Consider the following 23383-nt stretch of genomic DNA (forward strand, 5'->3'; position numbering starts at 1 on the left):
GATAGGTCTTAATATCTTGATATAAAAAAACGCCTCGTATTTAATGAAGCGTTTCTTAAATATTATTAGTTTATAGTATATTATGAACTTTTGTTTAGTATTCCGCTTAAAACTCCAATAACAGCACCTGTGATTGTTGTCATAACAATAGTAATAGCAATATCGGCAGCAAACATTCCATATGTCAATCCCTTTACATAAGCCATGTTGAAAAGATTTTCAATAACGCCCATAAACATACCGATTATAGCACCATATTTGGCTCCAGTTTTTGCAGTTGAGATTTGAGCCCATCTATTAAAAATATAAGAGATAAAAAAACCAACTGCTAAACATCCAAATAAAATTGAAACCATTGTTTTTGTAGATTCTTTGGGTTGTGTGAAAAAGTCATCCGGAAGAATACCATAAAACAGCCATCCTAAAAGCCAATGTATAATACCGCCAACTAATCCAGCAATTAAAAAGGTTTTTGTGTTCATGCTAAAAAAATGTATTGGTTAGTGTGATAAATATACACTTTTTAACATAATATTTAAATAGTTGTTATTTTTTAAAATAAATTATTGAGAATATGATAATATATTTTTTGTGTTTTGAACAATATAATTATAAATAACACCTGTAATTCCTCAATGTTTCAATGTGTAGCAATTAGGTTGAGAAGATACGCTTTATAACACTATGCTTTTAATATTTTAAAGCATAAGCAGAAGTACTTAAGAGGGTATAAACGGTCTGTTACTGTAGTGGTTATTTTATTGATGGGTTAATCAAATGCTACAGATCGAGAATTAATTTCTACTGAAGCAGTAACCTCTTCAGGAATTAGTTTTATAATCCATTTTCCTGCTATTGGGTTATGAATAGTTTTTTCAATTGCTCCTTCAACAATTTCTTTTTCATAGCTACTATTTTCGTCTTTAGGAGTTTCGTCATCCATTTGACTTTCAACATAAAACTCATTTTTTTTAGTGCCTTTAGAATCGTATATCTCAATTTTGAGATTTCCAGAAAACACTTTACAACTGATTAGTAAGTTAATACTGGACGTTTTTTCAGAAACGTTTACTATTATATTTTCCGTTTTGTTATTTTTTTCAAATAAATTTATTGAGCGCTTTAAGTCAAAAGTTGATCTTTCTTCTTGAGCAAAAGTATATTGACAAGTGAGTAATGTAATGACTAAAATTGAAATGCTTAGCAGACGTTTCATAAAAGTTTATTTTAAGTGATTATTCCATTGAATGGATGTTATCTGTAAATTTTATCATAAAGATCTTGGTAAATACCTTTAATGACATCGCGTTTCATTTTCATGGTAGGAGTGAGATGTCCTCCATCGATAGACCAAATATTTGGAGTAAGTTCAAAACGTTTAATTTGTTCCCATTTACCAAAATGTTTATTGTATTTGTCAATTTCTTTTTGGATACGATTAATCACAATTTCAGAATTGGCTATGTCCTCGTTAGATTTACCAACTCCATTTTGTTTATGGTCGATCCAATCACGAATAAAATCAAAATTAGGCTGTATTATAGCAGCAGGCATTTTTTCACCTTCACCAATTACCATGATTTGTTCTATAAAAAGTGATTGCTTCATGTCGTTTTCTAAAAGAGGAGGAATGACATACTTTCCTCCTGAAGTCTTAAACATCTCTTTTTTACGTCCAGTGATTTTTAAAAAACCATCTTGATCAATTTCCCCTTTATCTCCTGTATGAAAGTAATCACCAGACATTACGCTTGCTGTTTTTTCAGGATCTTTATAATAACCCATCATTACATTTGGGCCTTTGATAAGAATCTCTCCATCTTCAGCAATTTTAACTTCTACATTTCTAATTGGTTTTCCAACTGCTCCTACTTTAAAAAGTTTATCCTTATACATCCCAACCGAAACGACAGGAGATGTTTCGGTGAGTCCGTAACCTTCCATAATTTGCATTTTTGCTGCTCCAAAAATTCTTGTCAATCTTGGTTGAAGTGCTGCACTTCCAGAAACCATGGTTCCTAATTCACCACCAAGAGCTTCACGCCATTTATTAAAGATAAGTTTATTTGCTATTTTGAGTTGAAACTCATACCATGCACCATTTGCGCCATATGGTTTCCATTTTTCTCCTAATTTAACTGCCCAGAAAAACAATCCCTTTTTTATGCCTGTTAACTCTTCGCCTTTAAGCATTATTTTATCAAATACTTTTTCGAGTAATCGAGGAACAACACTCATTAAGTTGGGCTTGATTTCTTTTGCGTTATCACCAATTTTATCAATACTTTCAGCAAAGTAAATAGAGGTGCCTGCATATTGATAAACGTAAATTAAAACGCGTTCAAATATGTGGCAAATAGGTAAGAAGCTCAATATTCGGTTTTCACCTTTTATTAGAGGAACTCTTGGAGAACTGTCTAAAGCGTTGCTGGTAATGTTCCAGTGTGATAGCATAACACCTTTAGGTTTTCCAGTCGTTCCTGAAGTATAAATAATGGTTGCTAAATCGCTTGGTTTTACAGCGTCTTTTCTAGATTCAACTTCAGGTTGATTGCTTTCGTCCTTTCCAAGTTCAAATAATTCGGAATAATGTTTACAGCCTTCAATATGATTGAAAGAGTAAATCTCTTTAATTTTAGTTTTAGCTTTGACTTTTTTTACTTTTTCAAGCACTTCTACATCTGAAACAAAGCAGTAAATTGATTCGCTATGATTGAGAACATATTCGTAGTCTTCGGCACTAATGGTTGGATAAATAGGAATATTTTGTGCTCCAACTTGAAGAATTCCAATATCCATGATATTCCATTCTGTTCTGTTTGTGGTTGAAATAACAGCAATTTTATCATTTTTATTAACGCCTAATCTTAAAAGGGCTCTACTTACAGCATTTGCCTTATTGATATATTCTTGAGTGGATGTTGGTGTCCATTTTCCATTGTATTTTGTTACTAAAGCACTAGCATTAGGTTTGTTTTCTAATTGGTAATATGGAAAATCAAAAAGGCGTGTAACTTCTGTCATCAGTAATTTTTTATTAGATATGCAAAATAGTTAATAAATGAAGATATCGCAAATACTAAATGGCATTGATGATACTAAAAAAAAATAGAAATCAGTACAAATAAAAGGCGTTATAATGATAACAGCTCCTCATATTTAAATTTCTCACTATAAAACTTAATAATATCGTATTCATAAATTTCAATAATAACAGATAAATTATTTGTAAAAACACGAAAAAGTATGGATAATGTATTGTAACAACGAAATTAAAACTGATCGAGATATACGTTTGGTAAAGACTTATCAGTTGGGCAATACATTACGTTTTATGAAAGGTTTTTTAACAAAAGCCTAAGTGTTTTCAATCCATTTCTTAGCATTCACAAAAGCTTCCAGCCAAGGTGATACCTCATCCTTTCTGTTTTGAGGATAATTAGCCCAATTCCATTGAAATGTTGAGCGCTCAATATGTGGCATGGTTACTAAATGGCGACCTGTTTTATCACAGAGCATAGCAGTATTAAAATCGGATCCATTAGGATTTGAAGGATAAGTTTCATACCCATACTTAGCAACGATATGATAGTTGTCTTCAGTATAAGGTAATTTAAATTTACCTTCGCCATGACTAATCCACACTCCTAAAGTAGAACCTTCTAATGATGAAAGCATTACAGAAGTGTTAGGTTGAATTTTAACAGAAGTAAAGCTGCTCTCATGCTTATGTGAGTCATTATGAATCATTTTACCATGTATTTCATGTTCTGGGTTAATGAGGTCTAGTTCCATCCAAAGCTGACAACCATTACAAATGCCAACAGATAATGTGTCTTCCCTTTTAAAGAAATTTTTAATAACTTTATTTGCTTTGTCATTGTATTTTATGGCTCCAGCCCAACCTTTGGCTGAACCTAAAACGTCAGAATTGCTAAAGCCTCCAACAGCACCTAAAAACTGAATGTCTTCAAGAGTTTCACGACCTGAAATTAAATCGGTCATATGCACGTCTTTAACATCAAAACCTGCTAAATACATGGCGTTTGCCATTTCGCGTTCAGAATTACTTCCTTTTTCTCTAAGGATTGCTGCTTTAGGGCGAGATTTCTTAGCTGCACTCGAAATAACAGGTAATTTTCCAGTAAAGTGTTCTGGGAATTTATAAGTTAATGGTTGATTTTTGTAATTGTTGTATCGTTCTTCAGCTAAACCATTAGCCGTTTGTTTTTGATCGAGTAGGAAAGAGGTTTTATACCAAACATCTCTCAGTTCTGAAACATCAAAAGAGAAGGTGTCCTCATTGTTTTTAACGGTTACTTGTCCTGAAGTATTAGCAGAACCAATATTGAAAAATTCAATGTTATGTTCAGATAAAATAGGTTCAATTGAAGCATCAGCTTGGAATACAAGTCCTGAGTTTTCAGCAAAGAGAACTTTAATTGAATCGTCTTCGTTTAAAGCGGAAATATCAAAATCAGCTCCTAAATTCACATTAGCAAAACATAATTCTAATAAGGTTGTGATTAATCCGCCTGAAGCCACATCATGTCCAGCAACAATTTTGTCAGCTTTAATTAACTCTTGAATGGTGTTAAAGGTGTTTTTAACAAACGCAGAATTTTTGATATCAGGAGCTTCATTTCCAATTGTATTTAACACTTGGTGAAACGAACTTCCTCCTAATTTAAAATGGTCTTGAGAGATATTGATATAATAAATGTTTCCGCCATTAATTTGCAACATCGGTTCAACAACTTTAGAAATGTTATTGCAATGTCCTGCCGCAGAAATGATTACTGTTCCTGGAGAAATCACTTCGCCATCAGGATATTTCTGTTTCATAGACAATGAGTCTTTTCCTGTTGGAACATTGATGCCTAAATCAATTGCAAACTCCGAAACAGCTTTCACAGCGTTATATAAACGTGCATCTTCACCTTCATTTTTACATGGCCACATCCAGTTTGCAGATAAAGAAACAGATGCTAAATTATCTTTTAAAGGTGCCCAAATAATATTTGTCAATGCTTCAGTAATTGAATTTTTGCTTCCAGCTTCTGGATGGATTAATCCAGAAATAGGTGAGTGACCAATTGATGTTGCAATACCTTCTTTTCCCTTATAATCCAGAGCCATAACTCCAACATTATTTAAAGGAATTTGTAAAGGTCCAACACATTGTTGTTTAGCAACTTTGCCACCAACACAACGGTCTACTTTATTTGTCAGCCAATCTTTACAAGCTACAGCTTCAAGTTGTAACACTTGTTCCAGGTAAATTTGTAAGTTCTTTGTTTTATAGCGCGGATTTTTATATTTTCTGTCAACAGTGATGTCTGTTAGAATAGTTTTTGGAGAAGAACCAAACATGTCTTCTAAGGCTAAATCCATAGGTTTGTCACCTTTGGTTTTAGATTGAAAAGTAAATCGATTATCTTCAGTAACATCACCAACAGTATACATTGGAGAGCGTTCTCGTTCAGCAATTTTTTGTAAAGTGTTAATATGATTTTGGGCAATAACTAATCCCATACGCTCTTGAGATTCATTGCCAATAATTTCTTTTGCAGATAAGGTTGGATCACCAACAGGCAGTTTGTCTAAATCAATTTTACCACCAGTATCTTCAACCAATTCACTTAAACAATTGAGATGGCCTCCTGCGCCATGGTCATGTATAGATACTATATGGTTTTCATCACTTTCTACCATGCCACGAACTGCATTTGCAGCACGTTTTTGCATTTCAGGATTTGAGCGCTGTACAGCGTTTAATTCAATGCCTGAAGCGAATTCTCCAGTATCGGCAGAAGACACTGCAGCTCCACCCATTCCAATTCTGTAGTTTTCTCCACCAAGAATGACGATTTTATCACCTTCTTTTGGAGTATCTTTTATGGCTTGCTCTGCTTTTCCATATCCAACTCCTCCAGCTTGCATGATGACTTTATCATATCCTAATTTTCTAGCTTTTGCTGTACTTGAAGATGAATTTTCTTCATGTTCAAAAGTTAATACAGAACCGCAAATCAGAGGTTGTCCGAATTTATTTCCGAAGTCAGAAGCACCATTTGAAGCTTTTATTAAAATATCCATTGGAGTTTGATACAACCAATCTCTGGCTTTAAATTTTTGTTCCCAAGGTCTGTCATTTTCTAATCTAGAGTAGGATGTCATGTAAACCGCTGTTCCTGCTAAGGGTAAAGAGCCTTGTCCTCCAGCTAACCTATCGCGGATTTCTCCACCAGAACCTGTTGCTGCTCCGTTAAAAGGTTCAACAGTTGTTGGGAAATTATGTGTTTCTGCTTTTAGAGAAATAACAGATTCAAAATCTTTAATCGTGTAGTATTCAGGGATATCGGCACGTTTAGGAGCAAATTGTTCTACTTTCGGACCTTTTATAAAAGCCACATTATCTTTATAGGCAGAAACGATATCGTTAGGATGTTGCTTTGATGTTTCTTTAATCATTTTGAAAAGCGACATGGGCTTTTCTTCTCCATCAATTATAAATGTTCCGTTGAAAATTTTATGACGACAGTGCTCTGAGTTCACCTGAGAGAATCCAAAGACTTCAGAATCGGTTAATGGTCGGCCTATTTTTTTTGAAACTCCTTCCAAATAGTTTATTTCTTCGTCATTTAAAGCTAAGCCTTCCTGTTGGTTATAGCTTGAAATGTCAGCAATATTTAGAATAGAATCTGGTTTGATTTTTATAGTAAAGATCTCTTGGTGCAATCCATTAAACTTTTCAGAAATCATAGGATCATAATCCTTAAAGTCTTCAGTTACAGCTTCAAATTCTTCAATTCTTAAAATGCCTTCAATTCCCATATTCTGAGTGATTTCGACAGCATTGGTACTCCAGGGAGTTATCATTGCAGCTCTAGGTCCAACAAAAAAAGCATCGAGAGATGCTTGTTCTATTTTTGATTGGTTTCCAAAAAGCCATACCAGTTTAGAGATGGTTTCTGTTGATAATTCTTTTGTGGCTTGAACAGCAAATACTTTACTGTTTTGGTTTCCGAAGAAATGAATCATTATGTCTTAGTTTGTATTGTGTTTAGTAAATTACAAATTTACTTTTTTTCAATGTAATTAGCGTATATTATTTGCTCGAATATTTTGAGTTGTTCACGTTTTTATTAACGAAAAAGACCAATATGAAATCACATTCTATTGGTCTTTTTTTATTTAGTATAGAACTTTAATTCTTAATCAATTTTTTACTAATTGTAGTATTGCCTTGTGTTACACGTAAGATGTAAATGCCGTTAGATAAGTTTTGAGTTGATATGGTTTCGGAAGTAGTAATAGTTTTAGAAACAACACGCTTTCCTAAAACGTTATACATAGTAACTTGTGTTTTCTTAGCCGAGCTCAATTCAATGTGTAATCTATTATTAAATGGATTTGGATACACTTTAAACGTCTCTAAAGTGACATCATCAATACTTAAAGTTTGCGTATGATTACCCAAATCGTCACAATTATTAGATGTAAAAGCATTCCATTCGTTAATATCAAAAGTTGTTGTTGGTCTGTCAACAGTTGGCTTTCTTACTAACGTTGTGTTTTGAGCGAAGTTTGAATCGTCTTGAAATACACCAATGATATCGAGAAGAACATCATTTTTAAACAAACCAATAGCATCATTTCCATTAAAAGAAGTCATATCGTTACTTAAATAGTCATCTTCATCTGTACATATGGTTGAGCCTCCATTGGCAATTACATAGACGTCCTCGTTTGTAATAGTTGCTCCACTTGGAAAAGATAATGCTGGTCCCCAAGTACTGACACCATTAACATTAAGTTTTATCGTGTAAGCTGATAAATTAACATCTGCTCCTGTGAAATTTGCAATTTCTAAAGCTTTATTGCTTCCGCTTCCTTCTATATATTCAGAAAAGAAAATATCGATATCACCACCTGAGCTTCCATTATTAGTGGTTGTTTCACAATCCTGATTGCTAAATCCTGATTCGTTACCAGAATTGTCTTTAGCCTTTACAGTAAAACAATAGTTAGTATCTGCTGCTAAACCTGTAGCTGTAAATGAAGTTCCTGTTGTATTAAATGTGTTTGTTCCATCGACATAGATATCATAAGATGCCACAGCAATATTATCAGTGGCAGGTGTCCAGTTTAAATCGATGCTGTTATCTGTTGGATTAGAAGCTACTAAATTTGTAGGGTCTGTTGGCGCTTCAGTATCTGGAGTTGTATCCCAAATTAGGGCTACATATTCAGGGTGATCTACAAACGGATTTCTATTGTTTTGATGGTTGTAGTAAATATTATTATTACGATCTATTTCCTTTTGAGACACAGGATCATTTTGATGCCAAGTAATTAAAATGTTTAAAAAAGGATCTGCTAGAGCTTTATCTGAACTACCATCAAACATGTCATATGATGACCAGGAGGTAATTTGATCTTCATAGCGCGTGACGAAATAAAAGTAGATTCGTGCGATATCGCCTTTAAATTCGTCAATTGGCTCAAAAACGGTATTTGAGTAACCAGCAGAGTAACCGCTGTTTAAGTTATCTCCAAGCTTTGAACCGTTTTGTGTAGGATTTGTAATTCCAGACTGATTTGCAAGCTGGCTATCATCTACACGACCAAATGGAGAATTACCTCTAAATCCGTTCACACGACCATCAGCAGGTATTAAATGATGCGCATCACTATACATAGGCGTTTGCGAACCAAAAACTGATTGTGGAATCACATGTTCTTTGTTGTAACAGTCGCCTTCACTATTATAATTTCCACATTCATCGGAACCTGGTAAAAACGTATAAGGGTCTGCTCCGGTTGGATTTTCAGAATACATATCTAAAATGGTATTATCACCATTGGTTTCATAATAGTAATCTCTTTCGTAAGTGGTATTGAAGTTGTCTAGAGAGTTATAACTTTGAGGGTCATGTTGTTCTTCAATAGTATTGCTAATTTGAGGATCATCAACATCGTTAATAATTCTTTTAAGCTGTGTTTTTAGTGTATACCCAGTTCCAGTTGCATAATCGTAGTAACCTGCAGGAATTTGTGCTGAAGCCGTTAGGGTAATAAGTGAAATTAATAATGTATATAAATGCTTCATTGTGTTTTATTTTTTCTTTTCAAGTAATGCCATGTAAAATCCGTCGAATCCAGATTTGTGGGCAAAAACATTATTTTCTTTTACAAAGGTAAATTCTTTTCCGTGTTCAGATGTTAAAAAAGTGTCAACTTGCTTTCTGTTTTCCGAAGGTAATACAGAACAGGTTGCATACACCAGTTTGCCACCAGGTTTTACAATGCGAGAATACTGTTGCAGAATCTCTTGTTGTGTTTTTTTTATCTCCTCAATAAATTCAGGTTGAAGTTTCCATTTAGCATCAGGATTTCTTCGTAATACACCTAACCCAGAACAAGGTGCATCAATTAAAACGCGATCAGCTTTATCATAAAGTTTCTTGACAACTTTAGTAGATTCAATGGCTCTGGTTTCAATATTAAAAGCACCATTTCGTTTAGCTCTACGCTTTAATTCATTGAGTTTGTTACCATAAATATCTAAAGCGATTACCTGACCTTTATTATCCATTAAAGAGGCTAGATGTAACGCTTTTCCACCAGCTCCAGCACAGGTGTCAACAACTCGCATTCCTGGTTGAACATCTAAAAACTCTGCCACTAATTGAGAAGATGCATCTTGAACTTCAAAGCACCCATTTTTAAAGGCTTCAGTTTGAAATACATTAGCACGCTCTTTCAATCGTAATGCATTTTGATAACCTTTAATAGCTTCAGTTTCTAAACCAAGATCAAACAGCTCTGCTTGCAATTTTTCTTTAGTCGTTTTTAAGGTGTTAACTCTTAAAACCACATCAGCCTGTTCATTTAAAGCAGAAATTTCTTTAGACCAAACAGCTTCACCAAGTTCTTTTACACCAAGTTCATCCATCCAGTCTGCTATAGACTCTTTATATTTTCTTGTTTGAGACAATTCGTCAAAACGTCCTTTTATTTTTCGAGAAGGTGTCGATTCGAAATATTTCCAGTCTGGTAATTTGATACCTCTCAAAGTTGCCCAAACAGCAAAAATTCGCCAAAGATTATCTCTGTCAAAAGGTGTTTTTACTTCAGCAATTTCAGCATATAAGCGCTTCCATCTAACGATATCATAAGTAGTTTCAGCAACAAATGCACGATCGCGACTTCCCCAACGTTTATCACGTTTTAGAAGCTGTTGAATGACTTTATCTGCATATTTTCCTTCATTGAAGATTAAAGTTAATCCATCAATAACTGCAAAGCATAAATTTCTGTGTAAACGCATTATAAAAAATTAAGCATGCAAAGGTACATTAAAAGTTGATATATTGAAGGGTTTATGGGAAAGTGTTATTATTTGGAAAATAAAGAACATTAACATTTTCTATTTTAACGCATGAAACGTCTAAATAACATGAGTTTTAGAATATTTGATGAGTTTTTTCTCTTAAATTGGTCTGTCTTTTATTAGGTATTGTTACCTTAGTGACGTTTTTATGAAGCATATGATACATAGACTAACTAAAATACTTAACATGAAAATTAATAAGGTTGCCTTAGAGAATCTAGAAGCATTTGGTTTTATATTGCTGTTATGTATGTTGCCATTATATGCATGTAATAGTAGTGATGATCGTAATATTAACGATGATGTTAACACTATTAATGACGATCTAATTAAAGAAGCTTTTTTTAATTCAACATCATTGATTTCTTATCAAAAAGTAGACTGTACGTTAGAAGATGGTTCTGAAAGTGAGTGTTACAAATTAGTCTTTTCCAGCAATCCAATAAATAATGGCCCTTTTTGTCCTGAAACACTTGACGATGTTGGCGGATTGGGTATTTATGATGGAGATACAAATCCAGGTTTTCAAGTCCTGAATGCAAGCTTGTTTAATGCTATGGAAGAAGATGGTTATGACATTATAGGTAATAATGGAGAAATTTATATAGATGATTTTACTGGTCCTCCAAATCCTGGTGGATTTTCTTATTGTCAGGAAGCCGTTCCTGATAATAATTTACAATTAACCTTCTTAATACCAACAGTTCCGGTGTTAGCGACCAATAATAATATTATAGATATTATGGAACTAATTGGTGTTTCTATTAATGGAGTCCCAATTAATGGAGATCCACCTTCTGTAGTTGATGGTCCCATGCTTGGCGTAGGAAATATTCCTGCTATAGATCCTTGTGGTGGACACCATGACCCATCAGGATATTACCATTTACATTTTATAGCTGAAACAATGAATCAAGTTCTAATATCTAATGGTATTAATGATCTATCGTGTACCTTAGTGAATCAAGTTTCAGGTCGTAAATTAGTAGGTTTTGCAAAAGATGGTTTCCCAATTTATGCCTATGAAACTGAACCTTCAGGACTGGATGAATGTGGAGGTTTTATTGCTGCTACTACAGAATATCCAGATGGTGTTTATCACTATGTTGCTAGTAATACTGAAGCACCAAATGTACCAAAATGTTTAAAGGGTCTTTCGGCAACTAATAGTTTTACGCTTCAATAAGATGAAATAAAGAGTAGTTCTCTTGTTGATTCTAATCTTTTCAATTTAAACGACACATGCTCGTAACTTATTGTTAGCAATGTGTTTAGGGGTTAAGAATGGTGTGAGTAGTCTAATAATCAATTTAGAGATATTATTCAGTATGGAGTAAAAACAATTCGGAACTAATTATGTAAAGAAAATTTTAATCTCTATGTTAATGGAAGTAAAGTCCATCTCTCGGAAGGTGATATTAAATTAGGTTCTCATTAAATAGATCTGAAATTTATATTTTAGAATTACAAAAAAAATTAAAAACTTCATAAAATATTACTTAGTTTTCTTTAGTGCATATAAGTTTTTATTAAACTTTTAATTTCGAGGTCCTTTTTTTTCTCTTCGTTTTTTTAATTCTTCAAGCATTTGTCTTTTAAATTGTTCTTCAACAAATTTTAGTAAGATGATTTTTTTTGCAGGAATAGCTGTTAATAAGCTTTCTACTAAATCGACTTTGAGTTCTTGCTGTTCTTTTTCAAAAGCCAAAAGGTCTTGTAATGCATATTTAGCTTCTTCTTCGGTAATGGTTTCGAGGTTTAAGTTCTTGCGCTTTTCGCGACCGTTTATTCGCAACATTTCCATCTCTTTCTCATGAGCATTATAAATAGGCCAAAATTTTTGAGCTTCCGTTTCTGAGAGTTCTAATTTTTCAGTTATAAATGCTATTTTTAAGGCCTTTATACGATCTTTTCTTTCCTTTTTTTGAGCAAATCCACTATACGCGAATGCTAAAAATAAAAGGGTTATAATTGTTTTTTTTATCATTTTTATTCTAATATTAAGTCTTGAATTTCAATAGTATCTAATAAATAATCTTCAATTTTACTGACTGATATTTCATTCTCAATGAAATTGGTTTTGTTCAATTCGTCTTCAGTTAAAAGAGCCGCTAAATCATAACTTGTGAAATCTTCTTCCTCTAAATAATGTTCTATGGAAGCTGTTTCAATATCATGAATTGTAATTATTTCCGAAGGGTTGTACAGATAAAGTAGTAATGCTAAAGATGCTGCAATTCCAGTAAGGTAGTAAAACTTACGTTTTGAATGTAATGAAACTACGGGTTTGTTTTCTTCCAACTGATTTAAGATTTTAGTGTCTAAATTTTCAAAATAATTATCAGGAACCTTAAAGCCGGAACCATTAATTTGTTTGATCAAATCGTTGTCAACTAAACGTTCTTTAAGCTTAGCATCAAAAGACTCAAAATAGTGGTCAGGTGTTTTGAAACCAGCAGATTTTATTTCATGTATTGTCTTGTTTTTCATTTTTATAGTTTTGCATTATGCAAAAGCGGCTTTAAGTTTAAGACTATTATTGACCTTAAAGGTTTAATCTTTAGTTAAAAAAGCTTCAATTTTCTTTACAGCTATATGGTATGATGCTTTTAATGCGCCTTCACTAGTCTCTAAAATTTCTGCCATATCTTTATACTTCACAGACTCAAAATACTTCATGTTAAACACCAATTGCTGTTTTTCTGGTAATGTTGCGATTGCTTTTTGGAGTTGTATTTGAATATCTTCTCCTTCAAAATACACATCAGATTTTAAATTATTTATGGCTTGATTTTGATACTCTTCATTGGATAGTTGCAGACGTTTTGAATTCTTATTGATATGTGTAATCGATTCATTTGTTGCAATTCGGTACATCCATGAATACAACTTGCTATTGCCTTTAAAATCATGAATGTTTTTATATACTTTAATAAACGTATTCTGAAGTACATCATCTGCATCTTCGTGAGACTTTACTATATGACGAATATGCCAATACAAGCGTTCTTTATAGAGTTGCAATAATTCTTTAAAGGCAGCATCTTTAGATTCTTTTGTTGTTAATCGTTGTATAAAGTCTTGTTCTTCTTTCAAAAACTCATTTTTTACTTAGACACTTTAAAATACTAAAAGTTTAATCAAATTTATTATTGATATTAACTATTTGATATTCAAAATATTAAAATAAACAATATCGATTAAGTGTTAAAAAAATACGATGAAATACATTTTTTTTTTGTTTGAACCATTTATTTATTATATGTTTGCTTCAGCTTAACCTACAAACATATTACCAGTGTCCCCAAATCTGGTAATAGAATTGAAAAGGACGCAACTTATGTTGTGTCCTTTTCTGTTTCAATAGCTTTTGTATTATTTATTCCAAACTTTGCATGTCTACTAACTTTTTGTAAACACCATTCTTTGATATAAGTTCATCATGTGTGCCTTGTTCTGCAATTTTACCTTTTTGCATGACAATAATTTCATTGGCATTTTGAATGGTAGACAATCTATGTGCTATAACAATTGAAGTTCTGTTTTTCATCATGTTTTCAAGAGCATCTTGCACTAAACGTTCACTTTCGGTATCTAAAGCAGAAGTAGCTTCATCTAATATCATAATTGGTGGATTTTTAAGAACAGCTCTTGCGATACTGAGTCGCTGTTTTTGACCTCCAGATAGATTGCCACCAGAATCTCCAATATTGGTATCTAATACCTCAGGTAATTCCTTTACAAATTCCCATGCATTGGCTATTTTTAAGGCTTCTATAATTTCTTCATCTGTGGCATTTTCTTTACCAATCAATATGTTGTTTCTTACGGTGTCATTAAATAGTATAGAGTCTTGAGTAACGAGTCCTATCAAATCTCTAAGGGAATGAATGTCCATATCTTTAATATTGATGCCATCAATTTCAATAGAACCTTCATTGACATCATAAAATCGTGTTACAAGGTTGGCAATTGTACTTTTACCACTTCCTGACTGTCCAACCAATGCAATTGTTTTTCCTTTAGGAACATGTATAGAAAAATGGTTTAAAACGTCCTCTTCCTGGTACCTGAAGTTTATGTTTTTAATAGAAATTCCATTTGAAACGTCTTGCTTAATAATGGCATTTTCTTTTGTTGGAATTGTATCTTCCTGTTCCAAAATTTCAAACACACGCTCAGCCGCAGCTAATCCGTTTTTAACAGAATAAGACGCTTTAGAAATAGCTTTTGCTGGAGTAAGGATATTGTAAGCTAACATTAAATAGACTAAAAATAATTCGCCATCTAGAGTTTTTTCAACTAAAACCAGATTTCCACCATACCACAATAAGATGGCAATAGTTACAATTCCCATAAACTCGCTCATTGGTGATGCAAGGTTGTTTTTGTTACCAATGCTGTTGGATAATTTGAAGATCTTATTGATTGAATTCAAAAATTTCTGTTTAAAATTTGATTCAGCATTATAGCTTTTTACGACTTTTAAACCTGTTAAACTTTCTTCTACTGTAGAAATGAGTTTGCCGGATTCTTGTTGCAAACGTGTAGATTTAGACTTTAGATTTTTACCAACCCTAGAAATTATAAAACCAGAAATAGGGATAAAGATAAATACAAACAAGGTTAATTCCATACTTATTTTAAGCATGGCAATTATGGTAAATAAAATGGTTAAAGGTTCTCTTACAATAAGTTCTAAAATTAAAAAGAAAGAACGTTGTACTTCTCCAATATCACCTAACATTCTTGCCATAATATCGCCTTTAGTACGCTTAGAATAAAATGGAATAGGCAAACTTATGATTTTATCATACATCTTAGCACGTAAATCTCTTAAAACACCGTTTTTTAAACGTAAGATGTGGTATGATGCTAAATAGTTAAATAGATTTTTAAGCAAAAAAGTCACAATCACAAGAGCGACAGCTAACAATAGAGCATATTGTGGACCTTTAAGTTCTTGTAAGTTTGAAATGTGATAGTAGAACAAATCTTTTGAATAATCTCCAATAGTCCAGATATCTGTGTATATGGGCTTAGTTGTGACTTTTGCTTCTACGTCTTCCCCTTTTTGAAATAAAACTTCCAAAAGAGGAAACATGGTTATAAACGAAAGTGTACTAAAAAGTGCAAAAAGAATATTGAAAATAATGTTCCATACAATATTGGCTTTGTACCGTTTTGCATATGGAATTATTTTTTTAAGATTTTGATCCATTAGTTTAAATTCATATCCTTAAGGATAGCGTCAATTCTAGCTTCCAATTGTTGTTCCGTAGCTTCAAATGCTGACATATTGTCTAAAGTTGTATTAACGCTAATATAGAACTTAATCTTTGGTTCAGTACCACTCGGACGCAATGCAATTTTGCTTCCATCTTCGGTATAGTAGATTAAAACATTGGATTTTGGTATGTGTATAGAAGTGTCTTTTCCAGTGATAAAGTCTTTTACAGTAGATAATTGATAATCTTCTATGCGAACAACTTTAGAACCATTAACGACTTGTAACGGATTTTCACGTGCATTAATCATCATTTGTTTGATGTCTAGAGCACCTTCAATTCCTTTCTTAGTAATAGAGACCAAACGCTCTTTGTAAAAACCATGTTTTATGTAGAGTTCTATTAATTCTTTATACATTGAAATGCCTTTTTCTTTTGCTTGAGCTGCAATTTCACAAGCTAGTAATGTAGATGTTACGGCATCTTTATCTCTGACAAAATCGCCAACCATAAAACCAAAACTTTCTTCTCCACCACCAATAAAATCCATAGCAGGAAAGTCTTTAATCATCTTGGCAATCCATTTAAAACCCGTTAAACCAATTTTACATTCTACACCATAAGAATTGGTTAGAACTGGCATCATTGGAGTAGATACAATGGTAGAACCTACGAACTGATTGCCATTAATTTTGTTTTCATTCTTCCATTGTTTTAAAAGAAAATTGGTCATTAGCAACATCGTTTGATTTCCATTGAGAATTACTAATTTTCCTTCTAAATTTCGGACGGCAACTCCTAAGCGATCACAATCAGGATCTGTACCAATCACAATATCTCCATCAACTTTATTGGCTAATTCAATTGCCATTTTTAAGGCTTCAGGCTCTTCAGGATTTGGAGATTTTACTGTTGGAAAATCACCGTTTGGTTCACGCTGTTCTTCAACAATATGAACATTGGTATAACCAGCTCTTTTAAGAGCTTCAGGAATTACAGTAATTGATGTTCCGTGTAATGAAGTGAAAACGATTTTTAAGTTTTCTTTGGCTTTAGCTGAGGTGTTAAAGCTTCCGTTTTGTACAGATTTATTGATAAAAACATCATCGATGTCTTTTCCTATGTATTCAATTAAATCTTCATTAGCTTCAAATTTAATTTCAGAATAATCTAATCGGTTAATCTCTGTGATAATTTCAGCATCTTGAGGCGGAACTAGTTGTCCGCCATCTTGCCAGTACACTTTATAACCATTGTATTCAGGAGGATTATGAGATGCTGTTAGTACAATTCCGCAGTGACAATTTAAATGTTTTAAAGCGAAAGATAATTCTGGTGTCGGACGTAAGTCTTCAAAAAGGGACACTTTAATTCCGTTAGCAGAAAACACATCTGCAACAACTTTAGCTAAAGTTTTACTATTGTGTCTGCAATCAAATGCAATGGTGACTTTAAGGTTGTCATTTGGAAAAGATTGCTTGATGTAATTGCTCAGACCTTGGGTATTTTTTCCAAGGGTAAATTTATTGATACGGTTAGTACCAATTCCCATGACACCTCGCATTCCACCAGTACCAAACTCAAGATCTTTGTAAAAACTTTCTTTAAGTGTTTTGGTGTCGTTCGCGATTAAATTTTTAATATAGTTGTGAGTATCTTTATCAAAAGTAGGAGTTAACCAGGTGTTAACCCGTTCTAAAAGTTGAGGTTCAATATGTTTCATGAATTACAAAGTATGCTACAAAAATAAGTATTTTATAAGGTGTTATATCTATACTTGGCGTTAATTTTAGAGTGTTTGTATTTACAAGTTTAATTCTTGCTTAATAAGGTAACGTTGTTTGTTTTCTTTGGTTCTTAAAATGATTTCTCCTAAAAAACCAGCAACAAAAAACTGTGTTCCAATAATCATGGTTACGAGCGCTATATAAAATTGTGGTCGTTGAGTAATTAATCTTCCAGTTGGGTTTAAGAATAATTTATCGACACCTAAATAAATGGCAAAAGCAAAACCAATTCCAAACATTAAAACACCTAAGGCTCCGAAAAGATGCATCGGACGTTTACCAAATCGTGAAATAAACCAAATGGTTATTAAATCTAAAAAACCATTGATAAAGCGATCCATTCCAAACTTAGTTTCACCGTATTTCCTCGCTTGATGTTTTACTACTTTTTCAGTAATATTTGTAAAACCAGCATTTTTAGCAAGAACTGGGATGTAGCGATGCATTTCACCACTGACTTCAATATTTTTAACCACTTTATTATCGTAAGCTTTTAAACCACAATTAAAGTCATTGAGTTGAACACCTGAAGTTTTTCTTGCTGCCCAGTTAAATAGTTTTGAGGGTAAATTTTTGGATAGGATTGAGTCGTATCTTTTTTTCTTCCATCCAGATACAAGGTCATATTTTTCAATAATAATCATGTTGTAAAGCTCAGGAATTTCATCAGGATTGTCTTGTAAATCGGCATCCATCGTAATGACGACATCACCTTGAGCTTTTGCAAAACCTGCATGTAAGGCTTGTGATTTTCCAAAATTTTTCAAAAACCGAATGCCTTTAACATTCTCATTTTTTTGAGAAAGTTGCATTATGGTTAACCAAGAATCGTCTGTGCTTCCATCATCTATAAAGATGATTTCATACGAAAAACGATTGGATTGCATGACTTTTGCAATCCAATCGTGTAATTCTTTTAAAGAGTCTTGTTCGTTAAGTAGCGGTATGACTACTGATATATTCATTCAATAATTTTAAATATTTAATATTCAAAAGTACTGATTTTTTTTAAGCTTGATTTGGGTCGCTCTTTTTTAATGAAACGCCAACAATTAAGCCAATAACAGACAAAATTAATAGTCTAATAACATAAGATTGAAATTGCATTCCGGCAGAAAAGTTATTCTTACCTTCCATACCAGCTATAGCTTCATTAATACTGGCTTGAGGAGCACCAAAACTTTCCATCGTTTGCATTGTCATTTCAATAATTTTCTCATTTAAATATTGAGCAGCATCTGGATCAATAACTGCAAAAATAACAACACCAACAATTGTACTTATGAGTGTGCCAACTGCAACTGTTATAAAGTAAGAAGTAAAAGCCTCTTTGAAAGTCATAAATCCGCCTAAAGCTTTTCTGGATTTTACAGCAGCAATGATTCCAAAAACGAGAATGACTAGAAATAATAAAATACCGAGCCACCATTTCGTAAACATATCGATGCTAAATGCATAGATTAATACAGTTATGACTGTTAGGATAACACCTAGTATTATTCCTTGATTTAGACTGATTGACTTAAGTGATTTTTCCATAATTGAGTTTGATTGTTTAGTTAATGTGATTAGTTAGTGTAATATTGATTAAATTTGTTACAATTCTTTAGTAAATAAAAAAAGAAATAAATTATTGGTAATTTACAAAAATTACTTAAATTTGCACCTCCAAAATAGTAAGGATTTTAAAGAATAAAGCGATGAAAAAAGGAATACATCCAGAAAATTATAGACTTGTAGCATTTAAAGATATGTCAAATGATGATGTGTTTTTAACAAAGTCAACAGCAGATACTAATGAAACTATTGAAGTTGATGGTGTTGAATACCCAGTAGTTAAATTGGAGATATCAAGAACATCTCATCCATATTACACAGGTAAATCTAAATTAGTAGATACAGCTGGTCGTATTGATAAGTTCAAAAATAAATACGCTAAATTTAAAAAATAAGCGTTTTACAATCATATATAAGAAGCCTTCAGGATTTATCTCGAAGGCTTTTTTGTTTTTTTAATTAGTACTATTTTTGATTGAATTCACATTTCATTCATTAGAGATAAGAGTATAGATTAAATTATGTGTTATTTGAATAAAATATTCGATAATTGTGTTAATTTCAACAATAGATAACTATGTGTATTATCTTGATAAAAAAATCATTTTATGAACTACATTCTTTTTGACGGTCCTTCACGTAATAATTTATTACCTTTTACATTTACCAGACCTGTAGCAGAAATAAGAGTTGGGATTTTAACCATCAGAGAAAAATGGGAAAAATTTTTAAATTCAACCACAACTACTTTAACTGAAGATTATCTTTCAGAAAAATATCCAATGGTTGAGATGGATGTTAATGTTATGATTAATGCATCATACCTTCCTAATAATGAATTGGTCGCTATGGTGAAGAATCTTAAAGACAATCAAGCCATTTTTAAGGATGAAGATGTAATTGCTTTCTTTTCGAAAGAGACTCAAAATGAAGTTGATTTTGATACCTACGAAGCTATTGAGTATGATAAAGATCTTATTAAGATTGAACACACTTGGGATATTTTTTCAAAAAACGGAGCAGCCATTCGAGACGATTTTGAATTGGTAACTCATAATCGTAAATCGCAACCCATTCCAGATTCAAACAATTGCATAAATAAACAACATATTTTTATTGAAGAAGGTGCAAAACTGGAATTTACAACGTTAAATGCAAGTTCTGGTCCAATTTATATAGGAAAGGACGCCGAAATTATGGAAGGCAGTATCGTAAGAGGTCCTTTTGCGCTCTGTGAACATGCAACACTTAAATTAGGTGCAAAAATTTATGGACCAACGACTGTTGGACCACATAGTAAGGTTGGAGGAGAGGTAAATAACTCCGTATTATTTGGTTATTCTAACAAAGGTCATGATGGCTTTTTAGGAAATTCAGTGTTAGGTGAGTGGTGTAACCTTGGCGCAGATACTAATAATTCTAACTTGAAAAACAATTATGCTGAAGTACGTCTGTGGAATTATGAAACCCAAGGTTTTGCCAGAACAGGGTTACAGTTTTGTGGATTGATGATGGGAGATCATAGCAAATGTGGAATTAATACTATGTTTAATACTGGTACAGTTGTTGGAGTAAGTGCTAATATATTTGGAAGTGGTTTTCCTAGAAATTTTGTTCCTAGTTTTAGTTGGGGCGGAAATTCTGGATTTACAACATATCTCACAAAAAAAGCATTTGAAGTTGCAGAAGTCGTTATGAAACGAAGAGATATTCAATTTTCAAATGTGGATAAAGCAATTTTAGAACATGTCTTTGAAGAAACCAAACAATGGAGAAAAAAAGACGAATAAATTTATATGCTATGAAAATATACCTACTTATACTAGTCTCAATTATTACAATTTCGGCTGGTTCACAAACTGAAACTTATACCTTAAAAAACATTTCTCTCAACGATGAACTGAGTCAATATGGCCTGGTGCACGCAGGAGATGGTATCGTGTATTATTCGAGATATAAAGTCAATAGTTTTGGTTCTGTTGAACGAAATAGTGCAGATCAGCAAATTTTTACGGTATATCAAGGTAAAATGTCTGAAAATGGAGAAGTTATTAATACAAAAGAATTTATTTCAGCAGATAGATTTGTGTTTAATAGTTCTACAGCTGGTTTTAGTAAAGATGGTAAATTTATGTATGTCACTACCAACGAAAGAAAACGTGGAGATGTTTATAAATATGACGAAACTACCAGAAATTTAAGAATTGAAAGAGGTGAATATGTTGAAGGTAAAGGTTACATGAACTTCAAGCCATTGCACTTTTGTGATGGACGCTATTCATATGCACATCCATCTGTTAGTCCAGATGGTAAGTATTTATACTTTACATCAAATATACCAAGTGCTAAAGGGCCAACAGATATTTTCAGGGTAGAAATTCTTGGAAATGACAAATACGGAAAGCCCGAAAACCTTGGTGTAAAATTAAACTCTCCAAGAAAGGAAATGTTTCCATTTATAAGCTTTGATAATACGCTTTATTTTTCTTCAGATCGTGCCAATGGTATTGGTGGTTTAGATCTATATAAGGCTGAAATAGGACCAGATGGGAAGTTTGGAACACCAGAATTAATGCCAGCTCCAATTAATAGTGAGGCAGATGATATGTGTTTTGAAGTCTTACCAGGCGGAAAATCAGGTTATTTTTCTTCCAACAGAGCAGGAGGAAAAGGAGAAGATGATATTTACTACTTTACAAAAGAGTAAATAAAATTAGTCCTTAGTCTTTTTAACACGCTTTAAATCTAACATATTGATAGGGTTTATACCCAAACCAGATATTTGCTTTCTGGTGAATCTTAAAACTTCATCATAGAACAAAGGGATGACAGGTGTTTTTGCCATCACCAGGCTGTCCATTTTTGTGTATAGTTGTTCGCGTTTTTTTGTGTCGGTAATGGTAAAGGCTTCTTCGTACCATTGATCAAATAATTCATCTTTAAAATGCGTGTAATTCGGACCATCAGGTGCAAAATTTTTACTGTAATACAACGATAAGTAATTCTCGGCATCAGGATAATCGGCAACCCAACTTGCTCTAAATATATCTAATTTGCCGTTTGCTTTAGCGTCTTTTAATGTTGCCGCAGGAATAACATCTACATTAACACTAATCCCAATTTTTTGAAGTTCTCTTTGAATGTATTCACAAAAGCTCAGGTAATTACTGGTTGTCGTAATCGTAATTTCAGGATTTGTAATGCCAGTTTCAGTTTTAAATTGTTGAACTAATTGTTTTGCGTTTTCAGGTTGAAAATTGAAACCTATGGTGTTATCATGACCAGGAAGCCCTTTTGGGATAAAACCTCCATAAGCAGGAATACCAATGCCATTACGTAAATAAGTCATCATTTTTTTACGGTCAAATCCGTAATTGATAGCTTTTCGGAGTATCTCAGATTGTATTTCTGGTAAATCGGTTTCCATAAAAAATGCCAGATATTCTGTGTTGAGGTAAGGGCCACGAATCATATTAACCTCAGTTTCATATAAAGACCTCAATGTGCCGCTAGCAGTTAAGATTTCATCCTTGTAAGAAGCATCTAAGCCTGAAACAAAATCAATATTGCCTTGAGCAAATTGTAAAAATTCACTTTGTTTATCAGGTAAAAATGTAATAGCAACGGCTTCCAAATATGGTAATTGTTGTCCGTTAGAATCCGTTTCAAAATACTGTGTATTCTTTCGGAAAACAAGTTTTAAATTTTCTTCCCAACGCTTGAATTTAAAAGGACCAGTTCCTATAGGATGCGATCTGAAATCAGCATTGTAATGCTCCACAATTTCCTTGGGAACCACAGAGCAATACTTCATCGTCAAAAGTCCGAGAAAAGCAGGAAATGCTTGTTTTAATCGAATTTGAAATGTGGTATCGTTAAGAGCGGTAAAAGATGCCACTTTATTGAGAGTCCAGCTTCCTGGAGACGCAATTTTTTTATCTAATAAGCGATTGAAACTGTATTCAAAATCATTGGCTTTTACAGTTCTTGTTGAATCGTTTCCAAACAATTCATGGTGATGAAACTTTACGTCATTACGAAGCGAAAAAGTATAGGTGAGTGCGTCTTCTGAAATCGACCAGCTTTTTGCAATACAAGGTTGTACATTTAAATTTTCATCCATTTGCACTAAGCCATTGAACAACTGATTAATTGCCCAATTATCAGCATTGTCTTTTGCAAATGCAGGATCTAATGATCCAATATTTTTATGTTCATTGTATCTAAAAACAAGGTGGTTTTTGTTGGAATTTGAGGTGTTTTCACAAGAAAAGAGAATAAAAGCAGTGAAAATACTCAAAATCACTATTAAATGTGAATATTTGCCAGAAACAGGTTTTAAGATATTGCTCATTAATTGTAAATTTGCCTTTTCTAAATTAGAAACGAGTAAATATAAATAGATTTCTGTG

At 32.9% G+C, this 23383-nt stretch carries 18 protein-coding genes; 4 read left to right on the forward strand and 14 right to left on the reverse strand.

Features of this window, described 5'->3' with window-relative positions; all coding sequences use genetic code 11:
• Positions 1-80 precede the first annotated feature (80 nt).
• The 6 genes from ACRHNM_RS07460 to ACRHNM_RS07485 form a co-directional block, all read right to left on the reverse strand.
• Complete coding sequence (locus ACRHNM_RS07460; RefSeq protein WP_431135214.1) at positions 81-482, reverse strand: hypothetical protein; 402 nt, start codon at positions 480-482, stop codon at positions 81-83.
• A 287-nt stretch (positions 483-769) separates the two neighbouring features.
• Positions 770-1216 carry a hypothetical protein gene (locus ACRHNM_RS07465; RefSeq protein ID WP_431135216.1) on the reverse strand — a complete coding sequence of 149 codons (447 nt, stop codon included), beginning with the start codon at positions 1214-1216 and terminating at the stop codon, positions 770-772.
• 38 nt (positions 1217-1254) lie between these two features.
• The gene (locus ACRHNM_RS07470) at positions 1255-3024 is read right to left on the reverse strand and encodes an AMP-dependent synthetase/ligase (RefSeq protein ID WP_431135218.1); all 1770 of its coding nucleotides are present in this window, start codon (positions 3022-3024) and stop codon (positions 1255-1257) included.
• A 333-nt stretch (positions 3025-3357) separates the two neighbouring features.
• Entirely contained in the window at positions 3358-7044 is a 3687-nt protein-coding gene (gene purL, locus ACRHNM_RS07475) for a phosphoribosylformylglycinamidine synthase (protein ID WP_431135220.1), read from the reverse strand.
• Positions 7045-7210: 166 nt separating this feature from the next.
• Positions 7211-9115: an endonuclease gene (locus ACRHNM_RS07480; RefSeq protein WP_431135222.1), complete on the reverse strand. Its 1905-nt coding sequence runs from the start codon at positions 9113-9115 to the stop codon at positions 7211-7213.
• 6 nt (positions 9116-9121) lie between these two features.
• Positions 9122-10336: an RsmB/NOP family class I SAM-dependent RNA methyltransferase gene (locus ACRHNM_RS07485; RefSeq protein ID WP_431135224.1), complete on the reverse strand. Its 1215-nt coding sequence runs from the start codon at positions 10334-10336 to the stop codon at positions 9122-9124.
• 250 nt (positions 10337-10586) lie between these two features.
• On the opposite strand from ACRHNM_RS07485, the gene ACRHNM_RS07490 reads away from it, so the two are divergent.
• Complete coding sequence (locus tag ACRHNM_RS07490) at positions 10587-11585, forward strand: YHYH protein (RefSeq protein ID WP_431135226.1); 999 nt, start codon at positions 10587-10589, stop codon at positions 11583-11585.
• A gap of 351 nt (positions 11586-11936) precedes the next feature.
• On the opposite strand, the gene ACRHNM_RS07495 is transcribed toward ACRHNM_RS07490, so the two are convergent.
• The 7 genes from ACRHNM_RS07495 to ACRHNM_RS07525 all read right to left on the reverse strand — a co-directional run bounded on the left by ACRHNM_RS07495 (position 11937) and on the right by ACRHNM_RS07525 (position 18953).
• Positions 11937-12386, reverse strand: a complete 450-nt coding sequence (locus tag ACRHNM_RS07495) for a hypothetical protein (RefSeq protein WP_431135227.1) — start codon at positions 12384-12386, stop codon at positions 11937-11939.
• 2 nt (positions 12387-12388) lie between these two features.
• A complete protein-coding gene (locus tag ACRHNM_RS07500) occupies positions 12389-12889 on the reverse strand; it encodes a hypothetical protein (RefSeq protein WP_431135229.1) in 501 nt (166 codons plus the stop codon).
• 63 nt (positions 12890-12952) lie between these two features.
• The gene (locus tag ACRHNM_RS07505; RefSeq protein ID WP_431135231.1) at positions 12953-13495 is read right to left on the reverse strand and encodes an RNA polymerase sigma factor; all 543 of its coding nucleotides are present in this window, start codon (positions 13493-13495) and stop codon (positions 12953-12955) included.
• A 283-nt stretch (positions 13496-13778) separates the two neighbouring features.
• Complete coding sequence (locus ACRHNM_RS07510) at positions 13779-15620, reverse strand: ABC transporter ATP-binding protein (RefSeq protein ID WP_431135233.1); 1842 nt, start codon at positions 15618-15620, stop codon at positions 13779-13781.
• Positions 15620-17350, reverse strand: coding sequence for a phospho-sugar mutase (locus tag ACRHNM_RS07515; RefSeq protein ID WP_431135236.1), 1731 nt, complete (start codon positions 17348-17350; stop codon positions 15620-15622). Before ACRHNM_RS07515 ends, ACRHNM_RS07510 begins: the two co-directional genes overlap by 1 nt.
• 81 nt (positions 17351-17431) lie before the next feature.
• Complete coding sequence (locus tag ACRHNM_RS07520) at positions 17432-18379, reverse strand: glycosyltransferase family 2 protein (RefSeq protein WP_431135238.1); 948 nt, start codon at positions 18377-18379, stop codon at positions 17432-17434.
• Positions 18380-18422: 43 nt separating this feature from the next.
• The gene (locus ACRHNM_RS07525; protein ID WP_431135240.1) at positions 18423-18953 is read right to left on the reverse strand and encodes a DUF4199 domain-containing protein; all 531 of its coding nucleotides are present in this window, start codon (positions 18951-18953) and stop codon (positions 18423-18425) included.
• A gap of 161 nt (positions 18954-19114) precedes the next feature.
• Here ACRHNM_RS07525 and ACRHNM_RS07530 point away from each other — a divergent pair, with 161 nt between their 5' ends.
• The 3 genes from ACRHNM_RS07530 (at position 19115) to ACRHNM_RS07540 (ending at position 21678) form a co-directional block, all read left to right on the forward strand.
• A complete protein-coding gene (locus ACRHNM_RS07530; RefSeq protein WP_431135242.1) occupies positions 19115-19366 on the forward strand; it encodes a type B 50S ribosomal protein L31 in 252 nt (83 codons plus the stop codon).
• 213 nt (positions 19367-19579) lie between these two features.
• Positions 19580-20761: a GlmU family protein gene (locus tag ACRHNM_RS07535; RefSeq protein ID WP_431135243.1), complete on the forward strand. Its 1182-nt coding sequence runs from the start codon at positions 19580-19582 to the stop codon at positions 20759-20761.
• 11 nt (positions 20762-20772) lie between these two features.
• Positions 20773-21678 carry a TolB family protein gene (locus tag ACRHNM_RS07540; protein ID WP_431135245.1) on the forward strand — a complete coding sequence of 302 codons (906 nt, stop codon included), beginning with the start codon at positions 20773-20775 and terminating at the stop codon, positions 21676-21678.
• Between the two features lie 6 nt (positions 21679-21684).
• On the opposite strand, the gene ACRHNM_RS07545 is transcribed toward ACRHNM_RS07540, so the two are convergent.
• Positions 21685-23325 (reverse strand): ABC transporter substrate-binding protein, encoded by a 1641-nt coding sequence (locus ACRHNM_RS07545; protein WP_431135651.1) that lies wholly within the window; start codon positions 23323-23325, stop codon positions 21685-21687.
• Positions 23326-23383 lie beyond the last annotated feature (58 nt).

Source organism: Psychroserpens mesophilus (assembly GCF_050617655.1).
Taxonomy (GTDB): domain Bacteria; phylum Bacteroidota; class Bacteroidia; order Flavobacteriales; family Flavobacteriaceae; genus Psychroserpens; species Psychroserpens mesophilus_A.

Bases quoted from the DNA above. Each gene is read 5' to 3' on its own strand.
- ACRHNM_RS07460 (WP_431135214.1), bottom strand. From the start codon at position 482: ATGAACACAAAAACCTTTTTAATTGCTGGATTAGTTGGCGGTATTATA.
- ACRHNM_RS07465 (WP_431135216.1), bottom strand. From the start codon at position 1,216: ATGAAACGTCTGCTAAGCATTTCAATTTTAGTCATTACATTACTCACT.
- ACRHNM_RS07470 (WP_431135218.1), bottom strand. From the start codon at position 3,024: ATGACAGAAGTTACACGCCTTTTTGATTTTCCATATTACCAATTAGAA.
- purL (WP_431135220.1), bottom strand. From the start codon at position 7,044: ATGATTCATTTCTTCGGAAACCAAAACAGTAAAGTATTTGCTGTTCAA.
- ACRHNM_RS07480 (WP_431135222.1), bottom strand. From the start codon at position 9,115: ATGAAGCATTTATATACATTATTAATTTCACTTATTACCCTAACGGCT.
- ACRHNM_RS07485 (WP_431135224.1), bottom strand. From the start codon at position 10,336: ATGCGTTTACACAGAAATTTATGCTTTGCAGTTATTGATGGATTAACT.
- ACRHNM_RS07490 (WP_431135226.1), top strand. From the start codon at position 10,587: ATGAAAATTAATAAGGTTGCCTTAGAGAATCTAGAAGCATTTGGTTTT.
- ACRHNM_RS07495 (WP_431135227.1), bottom strand. From the start codon at position 12,386: ATGATAAAAAAAACAATTATAACCCTTTTATTTTTAGCATTCGCGTAT.
- ACRHNM_RS07500 (WP_431135229.1), bottom strand. From the start codon at position 12,889: ATGAAAAACAAGACAATACATGAAATAAAATCTGCTGGTTTCAAAACA.
- ACRHNM_RS07510 (WP_431135233.1), bottom strand. From the start codon at position 15,620: ATGGATCAAAATCTTAAAAAAATAATTCCATATGCAAAACGGTACAAA.
- ACRHNM_RS07515 (WP_431135236.1), bottom strand. From the start codon at position 17,350: ATGAAACATATTGAACCTCAACTTTTAGAACGGGTTAACACCTGGTTA.
- ACRHNM_RS07520 (WP_431135238.1), bottom strand. From the start codon at position 18,379: ATGAATATATCAGTAGTCATACCGCTACTTAACGAACAAGACTCTTTA.
- ACRHNM_RS07525 (WP_431135240.1), bottom strand. From the start codon at position 18,953: ATGGAAAAATCACTTAAGTCAATCAGTCTAAATCAAGGAATAATACTA.
- ACRHNM_RS07530 (WP_431135242.1), top strand. From the start codon at position 19,115: ATGAAAAAAGGAATACATCCAGAAAATTATAGACTTGTAGCATTTAAA.
- ACRHNM_RS07535 (WP_431135243.1), top strand. From the start codon at position 19,580: ATGAACTACATTCTTTTTGACGGTCCTTCACGTAATAATTTATTACCT.
- ACRHNM_RS07540 (WP_431135245.1), top strand. From the start codon at position 20,773: ATGAAAATATACCTACTTATACTAGTCTCAATTATTACAATTTCGGCT.
- ACRHNM_RS07545 (WP_431135651.1), bottom strand. From the start codon at position 23,325: ATGAGCAATATCTTAAAACCTGTTTCTGGCAAATATTCACATTTAATA.